This is a genomic window from Pseudomonas sp. LjRoot71 (assembly GCF_964253255.1).
Classification (GTDB): domain Bacteria; phylum Pseudomonadota; class Gammaproteobacteria; order Pseudomonadales; family Pseudomonadaceae; genus Aquipseudomonas.
In genome coordinates, this window is the sequence record NZ_CAXURA020000001.1 from 3,448,954 (window position 1) to 3,475,277 (window position 26,324).

General features: G+C 60.9%; 27 protein-coding genes. 9 read left to right on the forward strand and 18 right to left on the reverse strand.

Annotated features, from left to right (window positions below; genetic code table 11):
• Window position 1: 1 nt before the first annotated feature.
• From ACSQ17_RS16180 to ACSQ17_RS16200, 5 genes are all read right to left on the reverse strand, one after another.
• On the reverse strand, window positions 2-439 hold the full coding sequence (locus ACSQ17_RS16180) for an ABA4-like family protein (protein WP_436069656.1): 438 nt from the start codon (window positions 437-439) through the stop codon (window positions 2-4).
• A 122-nt stretch (window positions 440-561) separates the two neighbouring features.
• Window positions 562-1,221, reverse strand: a complete 660-nt coding sequence (gene msrA, locus ACSQ17_RS16185) for a peptide-methionine (S)-S-oxide reductase MsrA (RefSeq protein ID WP_233684041.1) — start codon at window positions 1,219-1,221, stop codon at window positions 562-564.
• Window positions 1,222-1,223: 2 nt separating this feature from the next.
• Entirely contained in the window at window positions 1,224-1,739 is a 516-nt protein-coding gene (gene msrB, locus ACSQ17_RS16190) for a peptide-methionine (R)-S-oxide reductase MsrB (RefSeq protein WP_233684042.1), read from the reverse strand.
• Between the two features lie 110 nt (window positions 1,740-1,849).
• The gene (locus tag ACSQ17_RS16195; RefSeq protein ID WP_436069657.1) at window positions 1,850-2,887 is read right to left on the reverse strand and encodes a diguanylate cyclase; all 1,038 of its coding nucleotides are present in this window, start codon (window positions 2,885-2,887) and stop codon (window positions 1,850-1,852) included.
• A gap of 168 nt (window positions 2,888-3,055) precedes the next feature.
• Window positions 3,056-3,487 (reverse strand): GNAT family N-acetyltransferase, encoded by a 432-nt coding sequence (locus tag ACSQ17_RS16200; RefSeq protein ID WP_436069658.1) that lies wholly within the window; start codon window positions 3,485-3,487, stop codon window positions 3,056-3,058.
• A gap of 138 nt (window positions 3,488-3,625) precedes the next feature.
• Here ACSQ17_RS16200 and ACSQ17_RS16205 point away from each other — a divergent pair, with 138 nt between their 5' ends.
• The gene (locus tag ACSQ17_RS16205) at window positions 3,626-4,951 is read left to right on the forward strand and encodes a phospholipase (protein WP_436069659.1); all 1,326 of its coding nucleotides are present in this window, start codon (window positions 3,626-3,628) and stop codon (window positions 4,949-4,951) included.
• On the opposite strand, the gene ACSQ17_RS16210 is transcribed toward ACSQ17_RS16205, so the two are convergent.
• From ACSQ17_RS16210 to ACSQ17_RS16230, 5 genes are all read right to left on the reverse strand, one after another.
• The gene (locus tag ACSQ17_RS16210) at window positions 4,926-5,813 is read right to left on the reverse strand and encodes a hypothetical protein (RefSeq protein WP_436069660.1); all 888 of its coding nucleotides are present in this window, start codon (window positions 5,811-5,813) and stop codon (window positions 4,926-4,928) included. The two genes, ACSQ17_RS16205 and ACSQ17_RS16210, sit on opposite strands and share 26 nt — an antisense overlap.
• A 102-nt stretch (window positions 5,814-5,915) precedes the next feature.
• Window positions 5,916-7,658, reverse strand: coding sequence for an N-acyl-D-amino-acid deacylase family protein (locus ACSQ17_RS16215; RefSeq protein ID WP_233684046.1), 1,743 nt, complete (start codon window positions 7,656-7,658; stop codon window positions 5,916-5,918).
• Window positions 7,659-7,771: 113 nt separating this feature from the next.
• Window positions 7,772-8,098: a DUF2025 family protein gene (locus ACSQ17_RS16220; protein WP_233684047.1), complete on the reverse strand. Its 327-nt coding sequence runs from the start codon at window positions 8,096-8,098 to the stop codon at window positions 7,772-7,774.
• A 179-nt stretch (window positions 8,099-8,277) separates the two neighbouring features.
• Window positions 8,278-8,898: a hypothetical protein gene (locus ACSQ17_RS16225; protein ID WP_422911549.1), complete on the reverse strand. Its 621-nt coding sequence runs from the start codon at window positions 8,896-8,898 to the stop codon at window positions 8,278-8,280.
• Window positions 8,899-9,087: 189 nt separating this feature from the next.
• On the reverse strand, window positions 9,088-9,789 hold the full coding sequence (locus ACSQ17_RS16230) for a YebC/PmpR family DNA-binding transcriptional regulator (protein ID WP_392540480.1): 702 nt from the start codon (window positions 9,787-9,789) through the stop codon (window positions 9,088-9,090).
• A gap of 272 nt (window positions 9,790-10,061) precedes the next feature.
• Between ACSQ17_RS16230 and ACSQ17_RS16235 the strand changes: the two genes are divergently transcribed.
• Window positions 10,062-10,946: an EamA family transporter gene (locus tag ACSQ17_RS16235; RefSeq protein ID WP_436069661.1), complete on the forward strand. Its 885-nt coding sequence runs from the start codon at window positions 10,062-10,064 to the stop codon at window positions 10,944-10,946.
• A gap of 50 nt (window positions 10,947-10,996) precedes the next feature.
• On the opposite strand, the gene ACSQ17_RS16240 is transcribed toward ACSQ17_RS16235, so the two are convergent.
• Window positions 10,997-11,278, reverse strand: a complete 282-nt coding sequence (locus tag ACSQ17_RS16240; protein ID WP_233684051.1) for a peptidylprolyl isomerase — start codon at window positions 11,276-11,278, stop codon at window positions 10,997-10,999.
• A 125-nt stretch (window positions 11,279-11,403) separates the two neighbouring features.
• A complete protein-coding gene (gene sstT / locus ACSQ17_RS16245) occupies window positions 11,404-12,624 on the reverse strand; it encodes a serine/threonine transporter SstT (RefSeq protein WP_436069662.1) in 1,221 nt (406 codons plus the stop codon).
• Between the two features lie 267 nt (window positions 12,625-12,891).
• Here sstT and ACSQ17_RS16250 point away from each other — a divergent pair, with 267 nt between their 5' ends.
• The gene (locus ACSQ17_RS16250; protein WP_436069663.1) at window positions 12,892-13,551 is read left to right on the forward strand and encodes a YceH family protein; all 660 of its coding nucleotides are present in this window, start codon (window positions 12,892-12,894) and stop codon (window positions 13,549-13,551) included.
• A 43-nt stretch (window positions 13,552-13,594) separates the two neighbouring features.
• On the opposite strand, the gene ACSQ17_RS16255 is transcribed toward ACSQ17_RS16250, so the two are convergent.
• A complete protein-coding gene (locus tag ACSQ17_RS16255; RefSeq protein ID WP_436069664.1) occupies window positions 13,595-14,125 on the reverse strand; it encodes a hypothetical protein in 531 nt (176 codons plus the stop codon).
• 447 nt (window positions 14,126-14,572) lie between these two features.
• On the opposite strand from ACSQ17_RS16255, the gene ACSQ17_RS16260 reads away from it, so the two are divergent.
• From ACSQ17_RS16260 to ACSQ17_RS16275, 4 genes are read left to right on the forward strand one after another with little or no spacing between them, the layout of a single operon-like run.
• Window positions 14,573-15,814 carry a glutamine synthetase family protein gene (locus ACSQ17_RS16260; RefSeq protein WP_436070504.1) on the forward strand — a complete coding sequence of 414 codons (1,242 nt, stop codon included), beginning with the start codon at window positions 14,573-14,575 and terminating at the stop codon, window positions 15,812-15,814.
• 51 nt (window positions 15,815-15,865) lie between these two features.
• Window positions 15,866-17,188 (forward strand): MFS transporter, encoded by a 1,323-nt coding sequence (locus ACSQ17_RS16265; protein ID WP_436069665.1) that lies wholly within the window; start codon window positions 15,866-15,868, stop codon window positions 17,186-17,188.
• Entirely contained in the window at window positions 17,185-17,877 is a 693-nt protein-coding gene (locus ACSQ17_RS16270) for a TIGR04283 family arsenosugar biosynthesis glycosyltransferase (RefSeq protein WP_436069666.1), read from the forward strand. Before ACSQ17_RS16265 ends, ACSQ17_RS16270 begins: the two co-directional genes overlap by 4 nt.
• Window positions 17,874-18,485 (forward strand): TIGR04282 family arsenosugar biosynthesis glycosyltransferase, encoded by a 612-nt coding sequence (locus ACSQ17_RS16275; protein ID WP_436069667.1) that lies wholly within the window; start codon window positions 17,874-17,876, stop codon window positions 18,483-18,485. The genes ACSQ17_RS16270 and ACSQ17_RS16275 overlap by 4 nt, the downstream gene beginning before the upstream one ends.
• Before the next feature lie 2 nt (window positions 18,486-18,487).
• Here the strand turns inward: ACSQ17_RS16275 and ACSQ17_RS16280 are convergent, their stop codons facing one another.
• From ACSQ17_RS16280 to flgA, 4 genes are all read right to left on the reverse strand, one after another.
• Entirely contained in the window at window positions 18,488-19,237 is a 750-nt protein-coding gene (locus ACSQ17_RS16280) for a flagellar brake protein (RefSeq protein WP_436069668.1), read from the reverse strand.
• 79 nt (window positions 19,238-19,316) lie between these two features.
• Window positions 19,317-19,784, reverse strand: coding sequence for a flagella synthesis protein FlgN (locus ACSQ17_RS16285; protein ID WP_436069669.1), 468 nt, complete (start codon window positions 19,782-19,784; stop codon window positions 19,317-19,319).
• Between the two features lie 85 nt (window positions 19,785-19,869).
• A complete protein-coding gene (gene flgM / locus ACSQ17_RS16290) occupies window positions 19,870-20,214 on the reverse strand; it encodes a flagellar biosynthesis anti-sigma factor FlgM (RefSeq protein WP_436069670.1) in 345 nt (114 codons plus the stop codon).
• Window positions 20,215-20,371: 157 nt separating this feature from the next.
• Window positions 20,372-21,130, reverse strand: coding sequence for a flagellar basal body P-ring formation chaperone FlgA (gene flgA, locus ACSQ17_RS16295; protein ID WP_436069671.1), 759 nt, complete (start codon window positions 21,128-21,130; stop codon window positions 20,372-20,374).
• A 73-nt stretch (window positions 21,131-21,203) separates the two neighbouring features.
• Between flgA and ACSQ17_RS16300 the strand changes: the two genes are divergently transcribed.
• Both ACSQ17_RS16300 and cheR read left to right on the forward strand, forming a co-directional pair.
• Window positions 21,204-22,136, forward strand: a complete 933-nt coding sequence (locus ACSQ17_RS16300; RefSeq protein ID WP_233684062.1) for a chemotaxis protein CheV — start codon at window positions 21,204-21,206, stop codon at window positions 22,134-22,136.
• A 44-nt stretch (window positions 22,137-22,180) separates the two neighbouring features.
• Window positions 22,181-23,008 carry a protein-glutamate O-methyltransferase CheR gene (cheR, locus tag ACSQ17_RS16305; protein WP_233684063.1) on the forward strand — a complete coding sequence of 276 codons (828 nt, stop codon included), beginning with the start codon at window positions 22,181-22,183 and terminating at the stop codon, window positions 23,006-23,008.
• A 57-nt stretch (window positions 23,009-23,065) separates the two neighbouring features.
• On the opposite strand, the gene ACSQ17_RS16310 is transcribed toward cheR, so the two are convergent.
• On the reverse strand, window positions 23,066-26,155 hold the full coding sequence (locus ACSQ17_RS16310; protein WP_436069672.1) for a transglycosylase domain-containing protein: 3,090 nt from the start codon (window positions 26,153-26,155) through the stop codon (window positions 23,066-23,068).
• Between the last annotated feature and the right edge of the window lie 169 nt (window positions 26,156-26,324).

Below are 26,324 nucleotides of genomic sequence, written 5' to 3' on the forward strand. Positions count from 1 at the left end.
TTCAAACGGCCACCGCTAATCCCCATCGCAGCGCCAGAAACGCCAGCAGCCCCAGTGGGCCGAACATCAGCGTCAGTACATAACAGGGCAGCAGCGCCCAGTGGCTGATGCCGGCGATGGCGCCTTCGTGGCGGATATACAGCCCCACCATCAGATCGAACGCCAGAATATGCACCCAGGCGGCCAGCGCTGCCGTGGGTTGGCGCAGCAGTGAGAGCACGCCGCCCAGGCTGAAGAAACCGGGGCGTCCGCTGCCCGGTTCGGGGCGCTGGCGCATGGCGACGGCCAGGAGCCAGCTGTAGACCATAGCCAACAAGACCACGCTGAGGCCCAGCACCAGTTCGTCGGTATAGGGCCAGAACGGCAGGCAGACCAGCATCAACCAACCGCCCAGGGCGATCAGCGAGGTGAGTTTGAACAGGGGTTTCAACGGTGCCATGGTGAGCTAGCTGCAACAGAGGTGGGCTCAACCATAGCGGATACGACGATTGCCGCATCCTGGTATCAGCGGCTGAATACAGCGCCATCAGCCAGCGCGAGGGCCAGCTGATGGGCGGCGGTTTACTGTTTCTTGCCCCAGAGTTGCTCCAGGCGCTGGTCGCGGCCGCAGCCGTGGCGGTAGTAGTTGTAACGCAGCGGGTTACGCTGGTGGTAATCCTGGTGATAGTCCTCGGCGGGGTAGAAGGTGCTGGCCGGGAGAATCTCCGTGACCACTGGGCCAGGCAGGCGGGCGGATTTGTCCAGGGCCGCCTTCGAGGCTTCGGCCAGTTGCTGTTCTTCGGGGTTGCTGTAGAAGATCGCGCTGCGGTACTGCGGGCCACGGTCACAGAACTGGGCATTGGCGGTAACCGGATCGATGGTTGGCCAGAAGGCTTCCAGCAGTTGGGCATAGCTGGTCTTGCTCGGATCAAAGCGCACGCGAACGGCTTCGATATGCCCGCTGGTGCCGGCCGAGACCTGTTCGTAGGTGGGGTTTTCGACATGCCCACCGATATAGCCGGATGTGGTTTCAATCACCCCAGGCATCTTGTCGAAATCAGATTCGGTGCACCAGAAGCAGCCGCCGGCAAAGATCGCCACGCCAGGGTTGGCCACCGCTTGTTGGGTAGCTTGTGGCTGTGGCGCCTGCGCGGCTGTAGGTTCGCAGGCAGCCAGCAGGCCGCCGAAAACGAGGATGGCGCTGGCCAGCAGACGGCGGCGCCAGGTGGAGATGGCAGTCATGTTCAGCTCCGCAGTTCGGGTAGAGGTTCGCCTTGGGGGATAAAGCGTAAGGCCACGCCGTTATTGCACCAGCGTTCGCCACGCGGTTTCGGGCCGTCATCGAAGACATGGCCTTGGTGCCCACCACAGCGTGCGCAGTGGTACTCGGTGCGAAGGAAAAACAGCTTGAAGTCGCGTTTGGTGCCCATATGCCCGGCAATCGGCTGGGTAAAGCTGGGCCAGCCGGTGCCGCTTTCATATTTGTCCTGGCTGGCGAACAGCGGCAGGTAGCAGGCGGCGCACAGGTAGGTGCCGTCGCGCTTTTCCTGGTTCAGCGGGCTGCTGCCTGGGGCTTCGGTGTCTTCCTCGAACAGCACGGCATAGGCTTCGGGCGTCAGCAGATCGCGCCAGTCACGGTGCGGTTTGTCGAGAGGTGTCACGCTGCTGGCAATGCTTTGCGCAAGGCTGAAGGGAGCGTGAATGAGCAGGGGGAGGGCTGGCAGCAGGGCCATTCCCTTGAGTAATGAACGTCTGTGCATGGCGGTGCTCTCCAGATGGTGTGGCCAATAGACAGAGACTGGCCCGAGTTGTTACAGGCCAGTCGCACGCTGATGCAGATTTTTCTGGAGAGCAGGGCGTAAACGACTGTTCAGTTTACGGACAGGGCATCGCTAGCCAGTGCGCCATCATCGATGATGATGCAGTTGCGTCCGGCGCTCTTGGCGCGGTACAGGCGTTGGTCGGCGCGTTGCAGCATGTCTTCCCAGTGTTCGTCACGCCGCAGGATGGCCCCGCCAACGGACATCGTCACTGCGCCGCCGGGCCCGCGCAGGTGCTGGGTTATCTGCTGTTGCAGGTGTTGCGCGGCGGCCAGCAGGCCGGCTCTTTCGGTATTGGGCAGCAGCAGGAGGAACTCTTCACCGCCAAAGCGGAACAGGCGGTCTTCCTTGCGTGACGAGCTTTTGATCAGCTCGACAAAATCCACCAGTACCTGGTCGCCAGCCTGATGGCCGTAGTTGTCGTTGATCCGCTTGAAGTGATCCAGGTCCATGATCAGTACGCCGTAGGTGTTGCCATGGCGACGGTAGGTGGAGGCGGCGATCTTCAGTTCTTCATTCATCGCGCGGCGGTTGCGTGCGCCGGTCAGCGGGTCATGAATGGCCAATTGTTGCAACTGGTCGCGCTGATTGTTGGTGCGGTAGGCAAAAATGAAGCTGAGAGTGCTGGCCATCATGCTGGTGACCAGAAATGACACCATCTGGTAGTCGCTCTCGAATACCGCATTGGGGTTGAGCTGCCCATAGGTGACCAGGCTGATCAGCACCAGAATGGTGGCAATCAAGGCCTTGCCCGGCGACACCATGAAGAAGTTGAAGAGGATCAGTGGGTAGATCCAGAACAGGCCGTTGACGCCCAGGTTGACCGCAATCAGGGTGGCGCCGATAGAAAAGATGGTGGCCAGGTAAATCCCTGGTTTGATCGTATCGCCGGTACGCCAGGCATAGATCACGGCCAGGACGGTGGAGGTGACGATGATGCTGTCCGCCGAACCGACCAGATAATTGCCAGTGGCCAGACGGTAAACGGCGTAGGGGGTAATGCCAATTACGCCAAACAGGCCCATCAGCGTGATGATGGACAGCTGAAAGTCGTTACGCAGGCGCCTGAGCACGCGCGGTGTTCGCATAGGAATAAGCCAGCTTTGTAATTGTTATGGGGCAAGCATGCAGAGCTTTACCTGACTATAGCAATAGGAAAATTAAGCAAAGTGCCAGTATGCGCCACTATCTGCCGAGTGGTGTCTATGCCTTCTGGTACGGGCGTTCCAGGCTAGGAGTTGTATGGCTGTGTGCATTTAGCGGGTAAAAGCCAGCAAGGATTTGCTGCGTTGATAGCGGGCCAGGCGCTCAGCCAAAACCAGCGGCAAGTCATCGGCGGGGGCAAATCCGAGGCGCTGATAGAACGCACTCAGCTGTGGGTGACAAAACAGCCACAACGGCGTGTGGCAACTGGCTTGGGCTGTGTCGATCAACTGGCGGGCCAGGCCCTGGCCGCGTTGTGGTGTCGCCACCAGCAGGCTGGTCAGCCAATGACCATGGGCAACCGGTTGCAGGCACAGGGCAGCGACGATTGCCGTGTGTTCCGCGACCCAGACCTGCGCGCCAGGCGCGGTACGCATGGGCGAGCGTTGGGCGCGGTAGAACTTGTCGGCCAGGGGTGTGAGTGCGGTGGGGAGTTGGCGGTAATGCATATGGCAAGGGTCGCAGGTGATAGTACGGCGCTGCAAGTCATGGGCGGTGCAGAGTGTTGTGGTGGGGGCTGGCTGCTCGATTGGTGAATGGTGTGACTTGATACGACAGTGCCAGGTGGATGCTTTGGCGTTAGGCTACGCATCTTCGTACTGCCGCCTGCTGTTGGAGTTGCCGTGAAGCCATTGCTGCTGTTGTTATCTGCCTGTTGCCTGGCTTGCCAGCCGTTGAGTGCATTGGCCTGGTCCAACCATTCGCTGGGCAGCCAATTGGCCTTGCAGAACCTGCCGGAGTTACAACGCAACCTCACATATGAGCCGCTGGAGGCTTTTCTCGAGACGCAGGCTGTCGCCATCGAGCAACTGCTGGATGAGCAGGAGGCTTTTGCTCGCGTGCATTTCCCGGATTATCCAGTGCGCCCGGATGATCTGCGCTTCGATGCTGCGAGCACCTCGCCAGAGCAGCGCCGTCAGGCGTTTCTGCACGCGCTGCGGGTCAACCCGGAGATCCGTCTGGCCGGTTTTGTTCAGCAACTGCCCGGGCAGGCCGATGATGCCCGGCCACGCCTGAAAGCCGAGCAGGTGCTGGTGTTTCGCAAGATCGGTCCCTGGAGCCACTGGCGCTACCTGGCGTTGCAGCCGGGGGAGGCGGTCAATGCCGTGCAGGTGCTGAGCAGCGCTGCCGATGAACCGGATTATGGCCACGACATCAACTTGTTCAGTGACAACCCGGGCGAGGTCGCCGCACGCTATAACTTTGGCGAGCAACCTTTCGGCGATGCGCGCTTTGAGTATTCCTCCCAGGCACCGTTCCATATTGGCTATTACCACGAGCCGGAGCTGGTGTTTCAGGCTGCTCCCTACCTGCGCCGCACGCTGCCGCACTGGCGCATCTACCAGTACAGCGGCCTGGCGCGGCTGGCTCTGGCCAGTGGGCACGACTACTGGGGTTACCGTTTCCTCGGCTGGGTGCTGCATTACATGCAGGACCTGACTCAGCCCTACCACGCCAAGACAGTGCCGGGCTTTAGCACGCTAGAGCTGATGCTGATTGCCCTCAAAGGCGCCGCCGGTTACCCCGAGGATCGGCTGGCGGCCATCGCCCGTGTGGCGGATCGGCACACGGCCGTTGAGGAATACCAGCTGCAACGCATGCAGCAGTTGATGGGGGAACATGCCGATTCAGCGTTGCTGCAGGCTTATACCGCGAACCCGGCAGGCAGTAGTTATCCGGCTTTTTCAGTGGATTATGCACAGCAGGTGGTGGCGGCTGAAGCCTACGCCAGCGCCGATGGCTTTGATGAACTGATCGGCCAGTGGCTGGCGCGTAAGCCGGCGGCCGCACCAGGTTTTAGCGGCGGCAACCAATTGGCTCTGGCACAGGCCGATCCTGTGCTGGAGCAGGTACTGGTGGAGTTGTTCAAACGCTTCGGGGCGCACAGCCGTAATGCCGTGCAGACCACCCTGGCGGTGCCGGTCAGCGTTTCAGCGGTGCCGGACTGAACCACAGCTCGCGGCGCTGCAAGGGCGTCGCGCCAGGCAGCAAAGGGTTGCGCAACTCGATCACCTGGCGTTGTTCGAGTTGTGCGCGCTGCAGGCTGGCGGCGAAGTGCTGTTGAAACAGGCGCTCAAAGGATCCATCGACAATTGCCTTTTCCATACCTTGGCGGACGGTCTCTGCCAGATCCGGACGTTGACGAGAGAAGAAGAAATACAGCGCCGTAGGGTAGTGCAGCAGCACATGCGAGTCGGCGACTAGATGCCGCCCGCGAGGGTGTTCCAGCTCATCCCAGATCTCGATCACCGAGCGCGGAAAATAATCGAAGCGCTGCGCCTGCAGCATGCGAAACAGGCTGCCATAACTTGAGGAAACCTTGACCGGCAAACCATGACTGCGCAGGATCGCGCTGTCTGGCCAGTCATGGCCCTGGCCTGCGGAGAACTGGCGCAAGTCAGCCAGGTTGCGCACATCCTTGAGCAGCTGCGCGCGGTCTTTGGACAGCAGGGCGATACGCCAGCCGAACAGGCCCTTGTCCAGCGGAATACGCACCGGCAGCAAGCGCTGCTCGCGCTCAACACTGGTCATGCTCCAGGCAACATCGAGGTGGGCGTTGCGCTCCAGGTTAACCAGTGCGCGCTCCTGCTCCATGCTGTAGTGCGACGGTTCCAGGTGCAGCGGACTGCCGGCTTTTTCTAGCGCCAGCTGCAGCTGAGCCAGGGCGTAGACGGAACGAAATTCATCGCCATCGGCCCTGCGTGGATAGCGCAGGGAACCGTTTTCATCGGCCTGTAGCGGGGTTAACAGGCTGGCCAGCAGCAGGCCGCAAAGCCAGCGCCAGGCCACCTGCACAAGCATGCGGGGCATTTCGGTTAGAGTCCTTCCAATACCGGCCCGGGGTCGCGTGACCGGGCAGTGCGGCGCGCATTATGCCAGCCTGGTGCCGCCTCGGTGCGCCGTAGGTCGCATCTAGCCCCGGCTGCGCAAGAACTCACCGTAACCGCGCGCCTGCCCCAGGTCGTTGGCGAACTGATTGTTTTGGAAGGCTACGCGGCCATTGATTAGCACAGCGTCCACCGCCGCACCGCGGTTAACCATACGCTGCAGGCCGCCGAAGGCCTCCATCGGTGCTTCCTGGTAGCTGGCCAGGGATTCATCCAGTGCCGCCGGGTCGATTATCACCAGGTCAGCCCTGGCCCCTTCGTAGAGGGTGCCTGCATCGATATTGAACCACTCACCTAGCTCACCGGTCAGGCGCCAGATGGCTGTTTCGATCGGCATTACCGGTTGCCCGCGCAGTTCGGCGTCGCGCACCAGTTTGAGCAAGCGCAGACCGAAGTTGTAGAAAGCCATATTGCGGATATGCGCGCCGGAGTCGGCAAAGCCGATCAGGGTGCTGGGTTCGCACACCAGTTTTTCCACCACCTCGGGGCGGTGGTTGGCGATCAGGGTGCGCCAGCGCAGGCGCGGGCCGTGGGCCACCAGCAGATCGAGAAAAAGGTCGGCAGGATGTTCGTCGCGGCTCTTGGCCAATTCGCCGACGCTTTTACCAACCACGCTGGCGTCCGGGCAATCGACGATCCAGGCGTCGTCGAAGTCGCGGTGCCAGACCCTCGGGCCGAATTTCTTTTCCACGTCCTGGCGAAAGCGCAGGCGGTAGGCCGGGTCCTGGAACAGTTGACTGCGCATGTCGTGGTTGGCCAGGTGCAGGGCGGCCTGGCCGGCGGGGAACTCCTCGAAGACCACGAATTCCATGCCGTCGGCATAGGTTTCGAACGGTACCGGCAGGGTTTGCCAGCGGAAGTCAGCGTTACTCAGGCGATTGATCCAGCGCGTCAGTGGGCCGAGGACCGGTGCCAGCCAAGGGTCGGCCTTGACGTCCATCAGGGTGATCAGGGTGGTCTTCAGCGGTTTGCGCCACCAGCCGCCGATGCTGTCCCAGAGAAATGCCAGCACATTGAGCTTGGTCACCAGGTTCGGCGCGCCCTGATGAATGCGCCCGCGCCGGCGCAGGATCTTGTTCAGCCGTGCGTATTCGGCCCAGGGCGCATACACCGAGGGCAGGGATTTTGAGCGCTGGCGCTCGCCGTCGAGTTTGTCCCAGGGGTTGGTCATGCTCGACAGGCCGAGTAGGCCGGCATCCAACGCCTCTTCGAGCAGGCGCTCCATCTGTTGCAGCTCGTTTTCGCTGGGGCGCACCTGGGCGTCTACCGCGCGCGCCAGGCCGAGCACGGCGACGCGCAAGTCGGAGTGGCCGAGGAAGGAGCAGATATTTGGCCCCAGCGGATGCTGATCGAGAAAGGCGGCGAACTCGCTGGCGCTGTTCCAGGTCTTGCGCGCCTGGAGCAGTGGCAGCACATGCTCACGCGGCACCGATTCAACGCGAGTGAACAGGTCAGAGCAATCTTCCGCGCCGGACAGCACCATGCTGATCGAGCAGCTGCCGATCATCACCGTGGTCACGCCGTGGCGCACCGATTCTTTGAGCGCAGGTGCGGCCACCAGCTCGGCGTCGTAGTGGGTGTGCATGTCGATAAAACCGGGGGTTACCCAGCGGTTTTGCGCATCGATCACCTGCCCGCAGTCCTGTTCATCCAAGGCGCTGGCGCTGATGCAGGCCAGCTTGCCGTCACGAATGCCGAGGTGACGTACGACGCCGGGTGCTCCGGTGCCATCGAAAAACAGCGCGTTCTTGATCAGCACATCGAACATCGGCAGGCTCCTGGGCGAGTGAATCTGGCCAGACGAGCTTAGTCTGCTACGGGCAGCCGCTGTGAGGGTGTAAGTGAACAACCCTGGGTCGATTCGGCCACCTACTCATTCGCTCAAGCGTTCAGGCGTCGACGCTCGGCGCTGATTTCCGGCATATCGCTGCGGCGCACGTAGACCCGCAGCGGTTCGCTGATGTTCAGGCGCTCATCGATGTTCTGCTCCAGCAGCAGTTGCAGGCGCGTGCGGTCGAGGTTCATCAGCTCACCGTCAAAGGCGCGCCAGACAAATTCGCAGGTCGGCGTGATGCTCTTTTCAAGCACGTCGAGGCCGAAGGAATCTTCGGAGAAACGCACGATATAGCGCCCGGTCTTGGCATTGAAACCGACAAAACCCTGCAATTGGTCGGCGGCGGCGCAGATGCTGGCAGAGGTGATGCTCATGGGAACCTCGTCGATGGCAATGGGTGTCATCGGCATAGGCTAAAGCGCTACAGGCAAAGGGTCTTGCGGTGGATCAATGAGTGGGTGCGCGTAGCACCCGTTGTGGGCCGGTTGAGCGGGTGTTTTTAGTGTGAGGGGTGCTGCCTGGTGAGCCGTTGCAGCTCGCCAGGGCGGTGTGTTCAGTCTTTTCGAGTGCTGGAGAAGGCGCTGATCTTGCCGAATGGCGAGCTGTGCATGCCCACCTTGACCGCCATCAGGGGCGAGTTGTTGACCCAGACATCGTCGATCACGATGGTCTGACCGATGTCGTCGTTGTCGGCGGCCACCAGCAGGTAGTAGGTGCCGTCTTCGGCGGCTTCGCCATCCCAGCTGAGGCTGATCTGACCGACCACGGCTTCGGCGCGCGAGGGTTTGTCGGCAATCACTGCGCCGTAGGCGTCCAGCAGCATGGCGCGAGGCTTCAGGGCGTATTTGCTGACACCCATGCAGGGTTCGTTGCACAGCGAATGCACATTGAGGGTGTAGCGCTCGCCTTTTTTCAGTTGCAGGGAAAAGATCCGGTAGTTGGAGATCGAACTGCCGAAATCCAGGCGCGGCTCGTCGGCGCTGATCGGCCATTGCGGGGCCAGCAGGCCAGGGTTGAGTGGCAGCGGGATGGCCTGGGTGTTGTGGATGGCTTCCAGGGCGCTCTTGGCCATTGGCGTTTTGCCCGCCTTGACCTCTTGCTGGTAGGTCGTCTGCGGGTTGCTGGCGCAGGCGCCGAGCAGCAGGCATGCGGCCAGAATCAGAAACTTGTGCACGGTAAAACTCCTGTGTGACGACGTCCTTGTGTACACGCCGGGCATGGGTAGCGCGGCGGGCGACGATTCTACCCGCTTTGTCGGCTGCGGGCAGTGGTCAATCGGCCGAATCGACGAACTGCGCACATTGCAGCGTGCCGTTCGTGGACCCGCTGCGCCTCCTGCGCAGCGGGTCTGGTCAGCCTGGGGTTAGCCGGAAAGCCCGACGTAGACGTTCTGCACGTCATCGTGAGCGTCGAGGGCTTCGAGGAAGGCTTCGACTTCTTCCAGTTGTTCTGCCGTCAGGCTGCTCACCGGGTTTTTCGGGATGTAACCGATTTTCGCCGAGTTGACGCTGAAACCATGCTCCGGCAACGCGCGGCACACGGCGTCGAGGTCGGTCGGTTCGGTGATAAACAGGGTGTTGCCTTCATCGGCTGGCTCGAAATCCTGAGCGCCGGCTTCGATGGCGGCCATTTCCGGGTCGGCATCGCTTTCGGTGCTGGCTTCGATCATACCCACATGGTCGAAATCCCAGGTTACCGAGCCGGAAGCGCCCATCTGGCCCTTGCGGAACAGCACGCGGACTTCGGCCACGGTGCGGTTGATGTTGTCGGTCAGGCATTCGATGATCACGGGCACCTGATGCGGGGCGAAGCCTTCGTAGGTGGCGGAGTGGAAGGTCACGGTGTCGCCCAGCAGGCCGGCACCTTTCTTGATCGCTCGCTCGAGGGTTTCCTTGGGCATCGAGGCTTTTTTCGCCTGATGGATGGCCAGGCGCAGCTTGGGGTTCAGGTCCGGGTCGGCGCCGTTGCGGGCTGCGATCATGATTTCCTTGACCAGGCGGCCGAAGATCTTGCCTCTGGCGTTGGCCGCGGCTTCTTTAGGTTTGGCTTTCCACTGAGCGCCCATGGGTTATCTCGTCGTTGCGGGTTAATAGGTGAATTTCGGGCCTGCTGTGCGTCGGCGATTGCGCGTTAGAAATGGCTTCATTCGCGCGGCGCAAGTTCCGAAATAAATACGAAAGGCTGCGATTCTAGCCCTTCGAGGCGCTGGCGGCACCTGTGGCGCAGCAATCTGCCGATCAGTGATGCGCTGTACGGCTTATTTGCCGGGTTTCTGTATGGGCGCGATGGCGCGGCTGGCCGCTTTAATAAGCGCTGATTTATTAGTCTGGAACGCCCATGCAACCCAAGGATTTACTGCTGGCCCTGGTGGTGATCGTCGTCTGGGGTATGAACTTTGTGGTGATCAAGATCGGCCTGCATGAGATGCCGCCGATGTTGCTGGGCACCTTGCGTTTTCTGCTGGCGGCCTTTCCGGCCGTGCTGTTTATCAAGCGCCCACAGATTCCCCTGCGTTGGCTGCTGGCCTATGGCTTGACCATCTCGCTGGGGCAGTTTGCCTTTCTCTTCTCGGCCATGGCGGTCGGCATGCCGGCCGGGCTGGCGTCGCTGGTGCTGCAGTCGCAGGCCTTTTTTACCTTGCTGTTTGCCGTATTGCTGCTGGGCGAGCGTTTTCGTCTGGTCAACCTGTTCGGGTTGCTGGTGGCGGCCTGCGGTTTGCTGCTGATCGGTGCACAGGGCAATTGCTTGATGACCCTCGCCGGCTTTCTGTTGACGCTGTGCGCGGCGGCCATGTGGGCGTTGGGCAATATCGTCACGCGCAAGCTGGGCAAGGTGAATCTGGTCGGGTTGGTGGTGTGGGGCAGCCTGGTGCCGCCGTTGCCGTTCTTTGCCCTGTCCTGGTTGCTGGAAGGTCCTGAAGCGATCGAGGCTGCGCTGCGAGGGTTCAACCTGAACAGCCTGTGGGTGCTGGGTTACCTGGCGTTCGGGGCGACCATTCTGGGGTATGGCCTGTGGAGTCGTTTGCTGTCGCGTTATCCGGCCAGCCAGGTGGCGCCGTTCTCGCTGCTGGTGCCGGTGGTGGGCATCACGTCATCCGCCTTGCTGCTGGATGAGCGGTTGGGCGGTTTGCAGTGGCTGGGCGCACTGCTGGTGATGCTGGGGTTGTTGCTGAATGTCGCGGGTGGTTGGTTGCAGGCGCGCTGGCGAAACGCGCGCCGGTAAAAACCCGGGTTGACTGTGCTGGGCCCCAAAGACCCAGCGAACACACGGGCTCAGTCCTGACGGCTGGTGACTTCCAGCAGGTGATAACCGAATTGGGTTTTCACTGGGCCTTGCACCACGTTGATCGGCGCGCTGAACACCACGGTGTCGAATTCCTTGACCATCTGGCCTGGGCCGAACGAGCCGAGGTCACCGCCATTACGGCTGGATGGGCAGCTGGAGTTGTCTTTGGCGACCTGGGCGAAGTCGGCACCGCCTTCGATGGCAGCTTTCAGTTCGTTGCACTTGTCTTCAGTGGCAACCAGGATGTGACGGGCAGTGGCGCGGGCCATGGGCATTGCTCCTTATAAAGAAGCGGCAAAGCCTACCGTAATCGTTCGGTCAGGCAAACGCCGCAGGGATAACCGGTGATAAACCAGACCTGCTGCTGGAGCAGGCCTGGTGCGCGGCTGGGGGGTTAGCTGCGCGGCTGAACGGCCTGGCAGGCCGCAGCAGTGAACAGGACGTCAGTGGAGGAATTCAGTGCGGTTTCCGCCGAATCCTGCACGATGCCGATGATAAAGCCGACTGCCACGACCTGCATGGCCACCTCATTGGGAATACCGAACAGGCTGCAGGCCAGTGGAATCAGCAGCAGCGAACCACCTGCCACGCCGGATGCACCGCAGGCGCAGATCGAGGCCAGCACGCTGAGCAGCAGGGCGGTCGGCAGGTCCACGGTGATGCCCAGGGTGTGCACGGCGGCCAGGGTCAGCACGCTGATGGTGATCGCCGCGCCGGCCATGTTGATGGTCGCCCCCAGGGGGATCGACACCGAGTAGGTTTCCTCATGCAGGCCCAGGCGCTGGCACAGCTGCAAGTTGACCGGGATGTTGGCGGCCGAGCTGCGGGTAAAGAAGGCGGTAATACCGCTTTCACGCAAGCAGGTCAGCACCAGCGGATAGGGGTTGCGACGAATCTTGATGAACACGATCAGCGGGTTGACCACCAGGGCCACAAACAGCATGCAGCCGACCAGCACCAGCAACAGGTGCAGGTAGTCGAGCAGGGCGGACATGCCGGACTCAGCCAGCGTGGCAGCTACCAGGCCGAAGACCCCCAGGGGTGCCAGGCGGATCACCAGTTTGACGATGCTGGTGACGCCATCAGAAAGGTCGGCGAGCATCTGTTTGCTGCTTGGGCTGGCGTGACGGAAGGCAAAACCCAGGGCGATGGCCCAGGCCAGGATGCCGATAAAATTGCCGTTGAGCAGGGCATTGATCGGGTTGTCCACCACGTTCAGCAGCAGGGCTTTCAGGACTTCGCTTATCCCGCCGGGGGGCGACAGTTGCGCAGCACTGCTGGCCAGGGTCAGGGGCGAGGGAAAGGCAAAACTGGCCGCCACTGCGATCAGCGCGGCGCTGAAGGTGCCGATCAGATACAGCAGCAGAATCGGCTTGATATGGGTTTCCTGGCCTTGCTGATGGTTGGCGATGGAGGCCGCCACCAGCACCAGGACCAACACCGGCGCTACGGCCTTCAGGGCCGAAACGAAAACGCTGCCGAGGAAGCTGGCGCTGGCGGCAGCTGCCGGGAAAAACAGGGCCAGGGCAATACCAGCCAACAGGCCAATGACGATTTGCAGCACTAGGCTGGTGCGGTTGAGCAGTTGTAACAGTGGGTGTTGGGCAGCGGTCATGACAGGGTCTCTATCTGGGCGGGCAGCCTGCGCTCTCTTCGGGTGGCCGGGGCTTGTGGCCAGGCACTGGAGGCATGGTTGCAATGCGCGTTATGAGGCTTTTCGCGGTGGGTAAAGCGGGGCCACGCTGAAAAATAGCGCGCGACTCTATCACAATGGTCAGCTTTTACGCGCGCGGGCCAGCCCTGGGCTGCTCAGTGGCATCCCTGTCTATCAACCTGCCGTTAGCTGGGCTAGGTTAGAGCCTTTGTCAGTAACGAGGTGGTTATGTCCAACGAGGAAATCCTGGCTGTGGCTGTTGAAACCCTGAGTGCTGTGGAAGCGCGCGTGCTGGGCTGTCTGATCGAGAAACAGTTGACTACGCCGGAAGCCTATCCCCTGACCCTCAATGCGCTGGTGCTGGCCTGCAATCAGAAAACCAGCCGTGAACCGGTGATGAACCTGGCCGCCGGGCAGGTCGGGCAGGCGCTGCGTAGCCTTGAGGGGCGCGGTATGGCACGCCTGGTCATGGGCAGTCGCGCCGACCGCTGGGAACATCGTGCCGACAAGGCGCTGGAGTTGGTGGCTGCTCAGGTGACGTTGCTCGGTCTGTTGCTGCTGCGCGGTCCGCAGACGCTCAACGAGCTGCTGACACGCAGTAACCGCATGCATGACTTTGATGACACCGAGCAGGTGCAGCACCACCTGGAGCGCCTGATCAGCCGCGAGTTGGTCTGTCTGCTGCCGCGTCAGAGTGGCCAGCGCGAAGAGCGTTATATGCACGTACTGGGTGATCCGGCTGATTTACAGGCCATCCTCGAGGCCCGTTCCAGTGAGCCATCGCGGCCCGCAGGTGGCGCTCAGGAGGCGCGTGTAGACGCGCTGGAAGCCCGTATCGCGGCACTGGAAGAGCGCTTGCTGCAACTGGAGTCCGGTGTAAACGCATAAAGCCCCCAAGCGGGGGCTTTATGTGCAGGTGCAGCAGGCGGGCTTAGCTGGTGCGCAGCAGCTGTTGCTGGCGCTCGCTCAGGCGATCAGCACCGCCTTCGGCAACGCGCAGGCGATCCATCTGGCGTTCGTGGTTGCGGTCAGCGCCACCTTCGGCAACGCGCAGACGCTCCAGCTGGCGTTCGTGAACGCGATCAGCACCGCCTTCGGCGACACGCAGGCGATCCATCTGGCGCTCGTGGTTGCGGTCAGCACCACCTTCGGCAACGCGCAGACGCTCCAGCTGGCGTTCGTGAACGCGGTCAGCACCGCCTTCGGCGACACGCAAGCGATCCATCTGGCGCTCGTGGTTACGGTCAGCGCCACCTTCGGCAAGGCGCAGACGATCCTGTTGACGTTCGTGGACGCGATCTGAGCCTCCTTCAGTCTGCAGGTTGCTACCAAAACCCATTAGCGTTTTGACGCTGCTGTCCTGCTTTTCACCCAGCAGCGGTTGCGGGCTGTGCTGTGGCAGAGCAAAAGCGTTGATCGACAGGCTGCTCAGGATTACGGCGGTGAGAATTTGCTTTTTCATGTTCAGGCTCCTCGTAAGGGCGGGTAGTAAGTGAGTACGGGGCCCATGATACGTATGAAAATTTGATGAAGAAGTGCAGCTGGTTCATGGTAATCATCGATGTGATCGATAGTGGATTTATTTGTATTTAAATCAATGGTTTGATCTATTTTTAAGGCGGGTTTTAACTCGTCTTTGAGGTTTTTTGAGATGATTAAATCTATCCATTAAATCGATAAATAGGATGGGCGCGAGGAGAGTTCAGTCGCTGTACCGTGCTTTGCTTGAAATATCGAACGGCTGATGCGTATTTTGTACGTCTCGCCGTTTGACGACGGCCTCTTGCATCAATAAGGACAACAGCAAATGAGTACCCTCGACCGCACCGCCCTGGCTGAGCTGCTGCGTGGTGTTGATGAAGTTGAATGTGTAACGCCGGACCTCAATGGCGTGCCGCGCGGCAAGGTGATGACGGCGGAGGGGTTTCTCGAGGGGCGGCGTTTGCAGTTAGCGCGAGGGGTGTTGCTGCAGTGCATGATGGGTGGTTATCCGGCTGCACGCTTCTACGGCAGTGACGACGGTGACCTGGCGCTGAATGCCGTGGCGGGGCAGGTGCACCGCTTACCCTGGAGTGAGACGCCGCGGGCACTGGCGATCTGCGATGCCGATGAGCTGGATGGGCGCAGTTCCGGCCTGTCGAGTCGGGGGCTGCTCAAGCAGGTTGTGGCGCGCTATGCCAGCCATGGCTGGCAACCGGTGGTGGCGACTGAGCTGGAGTTTTTCGTGTTTGCCCGCAATGCCGATCCGCTGCAACCGTTCCAGCCGCCGCTGGGCCTGGATGGTCGGCGTGAGGATGGCGCGTCGGCATTCAGTGTCAGTTCCAATAATGGCCTGCGCCCCTTCTTCAATGAGGTGTATCAGTGCATGGCCGCCCTGGGGCTGCCGCGCGATACCTTTATGCACGAGATGGGCGTGAGTCAGTTCGAAATCAACCTGCTGCATGGCGATCCGCTGCTGCTGGCAGACCAGACTTTTCTGTTCAAGCACTTGCTCAAGGAAGTCGCCCTCAAGCATGGCCTCACTGTGGTGTGCATGGCCAAGCCGCTGGCACACACGCCTGGCAGTTCGATGCACATTCACCAGAGTGTGGTGGAGCAAAGCAGTGGGCGGAATATCTTCAGCGGCGCTGATGGGCAGGCAACACCGGCTTTCTACCAGTTCATTGCTGGGCAGCAGGCTGCCATGGCGGATTTCACCTTGCTGTTTGCCCCGCACGTGAATTCTTATCAGCGGCTTTGTCATCCTTACGCCTCGCCGAACAATGCTTGCTGGTCTGAGGACAACCGCGCTGCCGGGCTGCGCATTCCCGCCAGTGCGCCGGTGGCGCGGCGGGTGGAGAACCGCCTGCCGGGGGCTGACGCCAATCCCTATCTGGCGTTGGCGGCAAGTCTGGCTGCCGGGCTCTATGGTATAGAACAGCAGTTGCAAGCCAGTGCGCCGATCCAGGGGGAGTTCGAGGTGCCGGATGAGTTGGCGCTTCCCTGTACCATGCATGCCGCCATTGAGCGTCTCAAGCGCAGTGGTCTGGCGCTGGAACTGTTCGGCAAAGAGTTCATCGAAGGGTACATTGCCAGTAAGACGATGGAGCTCACCAGCTTCTTTGATGAAATTACCCCGTGGGAGCGCCGTGTGCTGGCGGCCCACGCCTAGTCGGTTGTCGAGCTTGTTTCGGCGGCCGTGAATGGAGCCAGGCGTCGCCCCATGTCCGTGATCCTCAAGTCATTCAGTTCGCTGTATTTCGCTACCCTGTTGATGCTGCTCGGCTCCGGGTTGCTGAGTACTTACCTGGCGCTGCGTCTGGCCGAAACGGCAGACGGCCTGTGGGTCGGCGCACTGATGGCGGCCAACTACCTGGGTCTGGTGTTGGGGGGCAAGCTGGGGCATCGGCTGATCGCCCGCGTTGGGCATATTCGTGCCTATGTGGCCTGTGCCGGGGTGGTCACGGCCGCTGTACTCGGCCATGGCCTGAGCGATTGGCTGCCCAGTTGGTTGCTGCTGCGCATGCTGGTCGGTCTGGGCATGATGTGCCAGTACATGGTGATCGAGAGCTGGCTCAATGAGCAGGCCGATACCAGTCAGCGTGGTCAGGTGTTTGCCGGTTATATGGGGGCCTCCTACCTGGGGTTGATCCTCGGTCAGTTGGTGCTGGTGGTGCATCCTGCTCTGGGCCTTGAGTTGCTGATGCTGGTGGCGCTGTGCTTTGCCCTGTGCCTGGTGCCTGTGGCGCTGACCCGCAAATTGCACCCGGCGCCGCTGCATCCGGCACCGCTGGAGATGCGTTTCTTTATCGAGCGAGTGCCCCTGTCGCTAACCACCATCGTGGTGGCTGGGCTGCTGATCGGCTCGTTCTACGGCCTGGCGCCGCTATACGGCACGCGCATGGGCCTGTCCACCGAGCAAGTGGGGCTGTTTATGGGCTGCTGCATCATTGCCGGCCTGTTGGTGCAGTGGCCGCTAGGCTGGCTGTCTGATCGGCATGACCGCGTGCGGCTGATTCGTGGTTGCGCCGCTTTGCTGGCGCTGGCCGCGCTGCCTCTGGCGCTGCTGCCGCAGGCGAGCCTGGCGTTACTGTTCGCCGTTGGTTTTCTGGTGTGTGCATTGCAGTTCAGCCTTTACCCGTTGGCGGTGGCACTGGCCAATGACCATGTTGAGGCCGAACGGCGGGTGTCGCTGACAGCCATGTTGCTGGTGACTTTCGGCGTTGGCGCCAGTATCGGGCCGCTGCTGGCAGGCGTGTTGATGCGGTTTCTCGGGGCCAACATGCTGTATGCCTTCGTCTGCGGTTGTGCACTGATTCTGGTGCTGCGCGTGCGGCCGGAGCGGGTGACCCACTTGCACCAGGTAGACGATGCGCCGCTGCACCATATCCCCATGCCTGACAGCACCACCAGTTCACCGCTGACCGCTGCCCTCGACCCGCGCGTGGCTGAAGAAGTGGTGCAGGAACAGATGCATGACAACAGCACCGCGCCTGGCGCAGACGAGGGTGTGCCAACGGCGCCCGAGCCGCAGGTGCGCGAGTGACACCGCTGCTCAGTGTGGTGATCCCTGTACGCAACGAGGCTCAGGCCTTGCCTGCTCTGCTGGATGATCTGGCCGCGCTGCGGGCGGCGGGTGCCGAGCTGATCGTGGTGGATGGTGGCAGCAGTGACGGCACCGTTGAACGGGTGCAGGGGCGGGCTGATCAGGTGCTCAAGGCTGAACCCGGTCGTGCTCTGCAGATGAATGCTGGTGCTGCACGTGCGCAAGGGGAGTACCTGTGGTTCGTACATGCCGATACACGGGTCACTGGGCCGTCACTGCGGCGCTTGCAGGATGTGTTGCAGCAGCGGCCGCTGTGGGGGCGCTTTGATGTGCGCCTCTCGGGGCCTGGGGTGGCGTTTCGGGTTATTGGGACGATGATCAGCCTGCGCTCGCGGTTGACCGGTATTGCCTCTGGCGATCAGGGTATTTTTGTACGCAAGACGGCCTTTATCGCGTTAGGCGGTTATGCCCCGATTCCGCTGATGGAAGACTTGCAGCTGTGTCGCCAGCTCAAGGCGCAGGCCCGTCCGCGCTGCCTGCGCCCGCCATTGTCGACCTCCAGCAGGCGCTGGGAGCAGCACGGTATATGGCGTACCGTAATGCTCATGTGGTGCCTGCGTTTGGCTTATTACTGCGGCGTCAGTCCGGACAGGCTGGCCCGCCAGTACCGTCGAGGATCGCTGCTATGAGCCTCTCGATTTCCTTGCATCTGTTGGCGCGTGCGCCCGTGGCGGGTCGGGTGAAGACCCGGCTGATTCCTGCTCTGGGTGCCCAGGGCGCTTGTGACTTGCAGCAACTCCTGCTGGAGCGCGCCTTGCAGTTGCCGGCCAGTGGTTTTAGTGAACGCTTCCTGTGGCTCGATGATCTGCCCAGTGCCGAGTTGCAGGCCTTGGCCGATCTGCAGGGGTGGACTCTGGTCGAGCAGCCTGAGGGGGATCTCGGGGAGCGCATGCGGCGTATCGCGACCCTGGGGCTGGCGGACAGTGATGCGGTGATTCTGATTGGCAATGATTGCCCGGCCCTTGACGGCATCTACTTGCAGGCAGCTTGCCGCGCCTTGCAGGAGCATCCAGTGGTAATTGGTCCGGCTGAGGATGGCGGTTATGTGCTGCTGGGGTTGCGGAGCATGGCGCCGACGCTGTTCAGTGACATGCCGTGGGGCACTGAGCAGGTCTTCGACCAGACCCTGCAACGCCTGCAGCAGCTGAATTGGCATCCGGCCTTGCTGCCTGCGTTGTGGGATGTGGATCGACCCGAGGACCTGTCGCGCCTGGCGGCGCTGAATATCCTGATTTAGGGCTAGAACAGGCCGTCGCTGTCGAAGCGACGTGCCTCGCGTTGCAACTGGTAGACAAAGCGTTCTACCAGGCGTTGTTCCTGGCCGTTGATGCGGTGAAAGCGGGCACCGATAAAGGTGATGTCCAGCTTGTCTTCATATTGCACATGACGCACTTCGACGGCGGTGGTCATCGGCCCAAAGGGGAAGCGCGCGGTGAAGCGTTCATACACCTGGCCAGCCTGCAGGCTGCTGCTGATATTGCCGGGAAAGCGCAGTTTGCAGCCGGTTGCCGAGATATCCAGCAGCTGCCCGGTGATGGCTGTGCGCAGCTTGTCGCCGGCCAGTTCGATCTTGATCAGCTCACCTTGTTTGAGTGGCGCGCGGAAGGCGCTACGCCGCTGGTGGTAGGTGATTTCCGGCGGGATCGTGCTGAAGTAGCAGCGCGCGCCTTCATGATCGGTAATGCGTACGCTCTGCTCGCACTTCCAGGCCACGCGCACGCCGTCGCGGAAGGCTTCGACATTGAAGGTTTCCCCGTTGGCCAGGTAACGCTCGCCGTCATTGGGCACCAGCTCATCGAGAATCAGCAGGTTTTTGTCGCGGTCAACCTCGATCACATAGCTTTGAAAGCGCTGATTGCGTTCTTCAAAGGTGATGATCAGCGGGTCATGGTTCTGTTGCAGTTGGCGCAGGTTGGCCACGATTTCCACCGGTGTCTTGAGCACCTTGGGGGGTTGCGGGCCATCTTCCTGGCTAAAAGGACTGGGCACGGTCCATTACACTCCGAGCAAATGCTATGGCACTAGCATACTGGCTATATGACAGCATGTCCCTGTGCCTTTATAGGTTTCAGGCCTGGCTGAGCGGGCGCTGCTGGCCGATTCTAGCGGCACTGCCACGGCTGTCATAGAGGCTCGGGGTCTCGTTGCCACGCAGAATACTGAGCATGCTGTTGGCTGATGCCTGGCTGGAACGGATCAGGCGGCCGTTACGCAGGTTGGCGGCCTGGCAGCGTTCCAGCAGTGCGCTTAGCTGATCGCCGTGTTCAAGCAACAGGCTGCCCTGCTCGGACTGTGCTGCGAGGGCCTGCAAGCCGTTGCGATCAGGGCTAAGGCTGAGGCTGGTGAGCAACTGGCTACGTTCCTTGCCGTGCTGGTCGAGCAAGGTCAGCAGTGGCAGCTTGTCGGTCAGAATGCTTTGCAGGCGGGGGAGGTCGCGATCACTGAGGGCTTGGAATTCAGTGTCGATGAGTTCAAGCAACTGCTCGGCGGTGCCGATATCGTTGATGAACAGTTCAAGCAGCTTGGTATCGTGCATTGCGGGCTCTTAGGGGGTAACGGCATTCATTGCGTGTGCAGGAAATGTCCGTTGGGCGACCAATACCCCCAGCGCAGCCCTGTGACTAGCGCTGGGATTCGAAATTAAGCAGTTTGCTGGCAACGCGTTGGCTGTCGACCTGATAGCTGCCATCTTCAATGGCTTGTTTGAGCTGAGCCACGCGTTCTTTGTTGACGGTGGGCTGGTCGCGCAGTTTTTCGCTGACTTTCTGCAATTGCTGAGCATCGCGGCTCAACTGTACCGATTCGCCGCTCTTGCCGGCCTGTTGTGCCTGTGCGGTCGGGTTTGGCACATTGCTGGGTTGCTTGTTGCCGATGGCTTCATTCTGGCCACCTGCCTGAGCACTGCCGGCACGCCCCGAATTGGCTGGCGTTGCGGCATTGTTGAGCCGGTTGATATCGATGACCATGATGCAAAACCTCGAACAGTGTTTGGACGCTTGCCTAGCTTGTCGGCGCTGCCTGGAAAAACTTTAGGGCAAAAAAGTGTGCGTCAGCTAACAGTCTAAACACAGTGTGGAAAATCGTCAGCTCGGTTGATACACAAAGTTTAGTCAAGATTCATGCCTACATCGCAACTTCGACCTGGCCTGGGCCGACGACTCGCGCTCTGATAACCCGATTCGAGCGCTGGTTACGCACGCTGATCTGCTTGCCAACAGTGCCGTCCGAGAGCGCTTCGCCGGGCATGCGGACACTGATCCCACCACTGCGTGCGCTGATCACCACTTGATCGCCTTTGCGTATCGCTTCGGCCATTTGCACGTGAACGGGGGCAAGTACCTGATCCGGTAGCAGTGGGCGCGTCAATTTTTTGCCGATGGCCTGAGGTAGGGCCGTCAGATAACCCTGGTTGAGCAGGCCGACATCGCGTTCGGCGAGCAGCACATCCATTTCTGTCAGCAGATTGTCGCGTTTCAACGGGCGGCTGGCGATCACCACCTGCCGATACAGGCGCACCTGGCCGGGCACGAACACCGTCCAGGGCGTGTCGCCATCGCAGCGCACGCGCAATGTGACGCGGCCAATCGGTTCGGCGGGGCTTTCCAGAGTGGTTGTCAGGGGCTGCCCGCACAGTGGCAGGCGTAGACGTGGATCGAGTCGGTTGATTTGAATCTCATGACGACCGGCGATGTTGCTACGCTGTAAATAATCACTCACCGCCTGCTCAAGAAAAACTTCGCCAGCGCCGATAAGTTGTTCAGGCCGCGTCGCCTCGGCGCTTACCAGGCTGCTATAGCCGAGTGCCAGCAAAGCGGGTACAACTGCCAGCCAGTAGCGGCACTTTGCCAGTGAGCGTCGGTTAGTTGTCGTTTCAGTGTTCATATGGGTTAGATAGCAAGGCGCGTGCCGCCTGCTACGCTGACAGCAATCTGTTACTCAAATAAGGAGTTTGGGTATGGCCGGTGTGATGGATTCGGTTAACCAGCGAACTCAGTTGGTTGGCCAGAATCGTTTGGAGTTGCTGCTGTTTCGTCTGAACAGCAACCAGTTGTACGGCATCAACGTATTCAAGGTGAAAGAGGTGCTGCAGTGCCCGAAACTCACCATCATGCCCAAATCCAGTCCGGTTGTTCGCGGTGTGGCCAATATCCGTGGCGGCACCATTCCGATTCTTGATTTGTCCATGGCTACGGGCAACACCCCGCTGGCGAATATCGACAGCAGCTTTGTGATCATTACCGAGTACAACACCAAGGTGCAGGGTTTCCTGGTGCATTCGGTCGAGCGCATCGTCAACATGAACTGGGAGTCGATACATCCGCCACCCAAGGGCACTGGGCGCGATCACTACCTGACGGCGGTGACTCATCTGGATGACAAGATGGTCGAGATCATCGATGTCGAGAAAATTCTCGCAGAAGTGGCGCCGACCTCCGAGGTGATCTCCGAAGGTGTGCTTGATGCCCGTACCCAGGCCCGTGCCGTGAGCAAACGTGTGCTGACCTGCGACGACTCATCGGTTGCACGCAAGCAGGTGACGCGCTGCCTTGAAACCGTCGGCGTGGAGGTGGTTGCGCTAAATGATGGTCGACAGGCTCTGGATTACCTGAAGGCGATGGTCGAGGAGGGCAAGAAGCCGGAGGAGGAATTCCTCATGCTGATTTCCGATATCGAAATGCCCGAGATGGATGGTTACACCCTGACTGCGGAGATTCGTTCCGATCCGCGTATGCAAAAGCTGCACATCATCCTGCATACTTCGCTTTCTGGCGTGTTTAACCAGGCCATGGTCAAGAAGGTGGGCGCGGATGATTTTCTCGCCAAGTTTCGCCCCGATGACCTGGCCGCACGGGTAGCTGACCGCATCAATATAGCGGCAGGGGACTGAGGGCCTGGCCCTCAGTGAAACATATGTTCGTCGAGGCCTCGCGAGTGTCTACAGGTAATTTGGATTTCGAGCAGTTCCGGACTTTCCTGGAAAAAGCCTGCGGCATCCTGCTTGGCAGCAATAAGCAGTATCTGGTTTCCAGCAGGCTCAACAAGCTGATGGAGCAGAACAGCATCAAAACCCTGGGCGAGCTGGTGCAGCGCATGCAAAGCCAGCCACGTAGTGGCTTGCGCGAGCAGGTGGTCGATGCCATGACCACCAACGAAACGCTGTGGTTTCGCGATACCTACCCCTTTGAAGTGCTGAAAAACCGGGTGCTACCCGAGATGATCAAGGCCAGCCCAGGGCAGCGCTTGCGCATCTGGTCGGCGGCCTGCTCTTCGGGGCAGGAACCCTATTCGCTGTCGATGACCATCGATGAGTTTGAAAAAACCAACCTGGGTCAGCTCAAGAGCGGTGTGCAGATTGTTGCCACTGACCTGTCGCCGTCCATGTTGCTCAACTGCAAGTCGGGTGAGTACGACAGTCTGGCGATGGGTCGTGGTTTGTCCCAGGAGCGGCTGCAGCGTTATTTCGACCCCAAAGGGCCGGGACGCTGGGTGGTCAAGCCGGCTATCCGCAGCCGTATCGAGTTCCGTCCGCTGAACCTGCTGGACAGCTATGCCAGCCTGGGCAAGTTTGATGTGGTGTTCTGCCGTAACGTGCTGATCTACTTCTCCGCCGAAGTGAAGAAAGACATCCTGACGCGCATTCATGCGATGTTGAAACCGGGTGGTTACCTGTTCCTCGGAGCATCCGAGGCACTCAACGGCCTGCCTAACCATTATCAGATGGTGCAGTGCAGCCCGGGGATCATTTACAAGGCGAAGTGATTTGCGCGCACATATAGAACGGGAGGCCATGGCCTCCCGTTTTTTATGGCAGCTATTTCACTGCGCGTTGCTGGTATCACTTGGGTTTGTCGCCAACTGGCACAGGCTATGGGCATTTGGTTGCAGATAGGGTGACAGGATCGGTGCCATGCCCTTGAGCACCTGCACCGGCAGTGCCGAGGTGAAACGGAAGTTTTCCGCTGCGCGGCCGGGAACGAAGGCGGTGAGGGTGCCGTAGTGGTTGTCCCCCAGGTAGAAGACGAAGGTGGCGGTACGGTTCATCGCGCGCGAGCTGAGCACGCGGCCGCCGGCCCCTACCGTTTCAATGCGGTTGTCCCCTGTACCGGTTTTGCCACCAACCTTGAGTGGTTGACCATCTGCCAGGCTGAAGCTGCCAAGCAGCCGGCGTGCCGTGCCGGCCTCGACGACATCGGCCAGGGCGTTGCGCAGTGCGGCGGCCACTTCCGGCGCCATGACCCGTTTGCCTTCCTTGTGGTCGCGCACCACCTGGGTGTCGTAGGGCGTGTCTGCGGCGAAATGCAGGCTGTCGATACGGGCCGTGGTTTGCCGGATACCGTCGTTCTGAATGATCCCCATCAACTCAGCCAGGGCTGCCGGGCGATCGCCTGAGCTGCCAATTGCCGTGGCCAATGAAGGCACCAGGTGGGCGAAAGGGTAGCCCAGGTTCTGCCAGCGCCGGTGAATGTCGAGGAAGGCCTCGACCTCCAGCATGATGCGGATGCGGCTATCTCGAGCGCTCTTGTGCCGGGTGCGCAGCAGCCAGCCATAGACTTCCTGGCGCTCATCCTGACTGGCGGCGACGGCATCGCTGAAGCGCGCCTGCGGGTGTTCGATCAGATAGCCCAGCAGCCACAGCTCCAGCGGGTGAACGCGGGCAATATAGCCCTGGTCGGGCAGGCTGTAGGCCCCAGGGCCATAACTGCGATACAGCTCGCTAATGCGTTTGTCGCTGAGCTGCTCCTGAGGCAGGTATTTGCGCAGGAAGGCAGCAAAGCTGGCTTCGTCGGCAGTGGGCTGCAGGTAGCGGTGTACGGCGGCCAGGCGTACCGAGGTGTGACGCAGGCCGTTAAGGAAGGTATCCAGACGTTGCTGTTCCGGCTGGCCCTGGTATTTGCGCCAGAAGCGCAACAGGAAGGTGGTGCCCTCGCGGTCGGCGAAGTCGCGCAGGTAGGCCTGGCGGCGCGGGTCCTTGTCGTCCTTGAGCAATTCGGCGCTGTTGTTGGGTCCCTGGTAGGTGGTGTAACGCACCAGATCGCGCATCAGGCGGATAAACGGCAGGTTGAGTGATTCACGCAGGGCTTCACGCATGCTGGCGATGCGTTGGTTGTCTTCACGGCGGAAGTTGTTGAAGGTATGAATGCCCCCGCCAGTAAAGAAGCGTTCGCCAGGGTTGGCCGAGTATTTGCGCTCCAGGGCGGCGTCCAGCATGGCTGTCAGGCTGGCGTTGGGCGTGTTTTGCAGGTAGTCGACGGCCCAGCGGGTCAGGTTGTCCTGTGCGTTCACGGCACGCAGTTCGCTGGCGCTCTGCCCAGCATGGCGCTGGTGCAGTTCGGCGATGATTTCCAGGTAGGTGGCCAGCACCCGCAGCTTGGCCGTTGAGCCCAGCTCCAGCTTGCTGCCTTCGTTAATGTCGAAGGGCTGGTCGGTGTTATCGGTCTGTACCCGCACCACGCTGCCATTTTCAGTGCGCTCAAACAGGGTGAAACTGTAGCGCACGTCAGCCGTCTTTTCCGGTGACAACAGGCGTTCGCCAAACAGCCCGATCTGCCCGGCAAAGGTGGGCTCGGCCAGCTGTTGCAGGTACTGGCTGACGGCTTGCTGCAGGTCATTGTTGAGGGTGCTGGTGGCGCTCAGATCGAGGCGATCGAGGTCGTATAGCGGCATGTTGAGCATGGCTGACAGGCGCGCCCGTGAGACGCTGATGCCCTTGTTGCTGTCCACCGGCTGTAGGTTCGGCTCCAGGGCCCAGTCGCGGTACTTGAGTGTTTGCTGCAGGGCGGCGTCGCGCAGGGCGGTGTCGATCAGACCACCGCCAGCCAGCAGGCGAATATGGCTGTCGGTCAGGCTGGCCAGGTCGTTGCGACCCTGAGCCAGGTAGTAGGACGGGCGGCGCTGGGCAATCATCAGGGCCAGTACCTGGCGCAGGGCCAGGCCGCGCTCGGCCAGGCTGGCTTGTGGCGAGCGCGCAGGGTCGAGCAGCAGGTTGACCTGGGCGAAGTCTGCGCCGAACCAGATACGCAGACCATCGGCCAGGCCATGCACCTCACCATGTCCGGGGGCGGCAGAGAGCGGCACGCTGTTGAGGTAATCGCGCACGATGTTTTCTCGCGCGGCCATGGTCTGCGGGCCGCTCTGGTAGGCACGTACGCTGGCCGAGAGCATCTGCCGCAGCTTTTCCGTGGCCGACAGGGTCAGGCCATCCGGTGAATGGCGGTATTTCTCCAGCTGAGTGGCCAGGGTGCTGCCGCCCGCCGACTGATCCTGCATGTCGAGCAGTTTGCCGACCTGGGACAGAGCGGCCATCACAAAACGCGGCCAGTCCACTGCCGGGTTGGCCATGGGTTGTTGTGGGTCGAGCAGGTTGCGGTTTTCGATAAATAGCAGGCTACCCGCGACCAAGGGCGGGATCGCACTGAAACTCGGGTAACGCTGCTGCGGATAGCGGAACTCGTAGAACGGCGTGCCGCTGCAGTCACTGATGCTCAGGCCGCTCTGAATTTTCTCCGGGTAGGGGATAAACAGGCCGCGCTGGGCATAGTCGAGCAGGGCCGGAGAGAACCGCGCCTGCTGCTGCACGATGAAATTGCGCTGGCTGAGGCGCTCCAGCATCAGCGGCAGGTAGGTATACCCCTGACGTTTGTCGAAGGGGCCTTCCTTGGGGTAGATGATGGCACTGCTGGGGCCTGGCTCGACCCGGTAGCTGAGGGTTTGCGCGTAGCGGCTGAGTTCCTGAGCCTGATAGCGCGAGGTGCGCAGCTCTTCGGCGAGCAGCAGGCCCGCGACGATGCACAGGGCCAGAAGCAGCAGCCAGAAAATGATTTTTAGCGTGCTGCGGCGTTTACGCGGTGCCGGCCGCTGCTGGCTTGCTGGAAGTGGGGTGATGCTGGGTTGCCATGATGCGCCCATATTCATTTAGCCTGATGTACTCATCCATAGGTTTGACAGGTTGCTGAATAACATCAGCGGGCTTGTTCACTGAGCTCCGCTCAGTTGGCCACTGTTTGCAGTTTAGCCGCTGCCTCGGCGCTCAGGCAGGGATGCGTTTGGCAGACGTGAGATTTTCCCGGTATTTATA

What these genes read in the sequence shown, in the direction of transcription:
- ACSQ17_RS16180 (WP_436069656.1), bottom strand. Translation starts at nt 439, where the DNA reads ATGGCACCGTTGAAACCCCTGTTCAAACTCACCTCGCTGATCGCCCTG.
- msrA (WP_233684041.1), bottom strand. Translation starts at nt 1,221, where the DNA reads ATGACTGCCATCTCCACCTGGCGCCGCCGTCTGCTGGCCAGCGCCATC.
- msrB (WP_233684042.1), bottom strand. Translation starts at nt 1,739, where the DNA reads ATGCACAGACGTTCATTACTCAAGGGAATGGCCCTGCTGCCAGCCCTC.
- ACSQ17_RS16195 (WP_436069657.1), bottom strand. Translation starts at nt 2,887, where the DNA reads ATGCGAACACCGCGCGTGCTCAGGCGCCTGCGTAACGACTTTCAGCTG.
- ACSQ17_RS16210 (WP_436069660.1), bottom strand. Translation starts at nt 5,813, where the DNA reads ATGCCCCGCATGCTTGTGCAGGTGGCCTGGCGCTGGCTTTGCGGCCTG.
- ACSQ17_RS16215 (WP_233684046.1), bottom strand. Translation starts at nt 7,658, where the DNA reads ATGTTCGATGTGCTGATCAAGAACGCGCTGTTTTTCGATGGCACCGGA.
- ACSQ17_RS16220 (WP_233684047.1), bottom strand. Translation starts at nt 8,098, where the DNA reads ATGAGCATCACCTCTGCCAGCATCTGCGCCGCCGCCGACCAATTGCAG.
- ACSQ17_RS16230 (WP_392540480.1), bottom strand. Translation starts at nt 9,789, where the DNA reads ATGGGCGCTCAGTGGAAAGCCAAACCTAAAGAAGCCGCGGCCAACGCC.
- ACSQ17_RS16235 (WP_436069661.1), top strand. Translation starts at nt 10,062, where the DNA reads ATGCAACCCAAGGATTTACTGCTGGCCCTGGTGGTGATCGTCGTCTGG.
- ACSQ17_RS16240 (WP_233684051.1), bottom strand. Translation starts at nt 11,278, where the DNA reads ATGGCCCGCGCCACTGCCCGTCACATCCTGGTTGCCACTGAAGACAAG.
- sstT (WP_436069662.1), bottom strand. Translation starts at nt 12,624, where the DNA reads ATGACCGCTGCCCAACACCCACTGTTACAACTGCTCAACCGCACCAGC.
- ACSQ17_RS16250 (WP_436069663.1), top strand. Translation starts at nt 12,892, where the DNA reads ATGTCCAACGAGGAAATCCTGGCTGTGGCTGTTGAAACCCTGAGTGCT.
- ACSQ17_RS16255 (WP_436069664.1), bottom strand. Translation starts at nt 14,125, where the DNA reads ATGAAAAAGCAAATTCTCACCGCCGTAATCCTGAGCAGCCTGTCGATC.
- ACSQ17_RS16260 (WP_436070504.1), top strand. Translation starts at nt 14,573, where the DNA reads ATGACGGCGGAGGGGTTTCTCGAGGGGCGGCGTTTGCAGTTAGCGCGA.
- ACSQ17_RS16265 (WP_436069665.1), top strand. Translation starts at nt 15,866, where the DNA reads ATGTCCGTGATCCTCAAGTCATTCAGTTCGCTGTATTTCGCTACCCTG.
- ACSQ17_RS16275 (WP_436069667.1), top strand. Translation starts at nt 17,874, where the DNA reads ATGAGCCTCTCGATTTCCTTGCATCTGTTGGCGCGTGCGCCCGTGGCG.
- ACSQ17_RS16285 (WP_436069669.1), bottom strand. Translation starts at nt 19,784, where the DNA reads ATGCACGATACCAAGCTGCTTGAACTGTTCATCAACGATATCGGCACC.
- flgM (WP_436069670.1), bottom strand. Translation starts at nt 20,214, where the DNA reads ATGGTCATCGATATCAACCGGCTCAACAATGCCGCAACGCCAGCCAAT.
- flgA (WP_436069671.1), bottom strand. Translation starts at nt 21,130, where the DNA reads ATGAACACTGAAACGACAACTAACCGACGCTCACTGGCAAAGTGCCGC.
- ACSQ17_RS16300 (WP_233684062.1), top strand. Translation starts at nt 21,204, where the DNA reads ATGGCCGGTGTGATGGATTCGGTTAACCAGCGAACTCAGTTGGTTGGC.
- ACSQ17_RS16310 (WP_436069672.1), bottom strand. Translation starts at nt 26,155, where the DNA reads ATGGGCGCATCATGGCAACCCAGCATCACCCCACTTCCAGCAAGCCAG.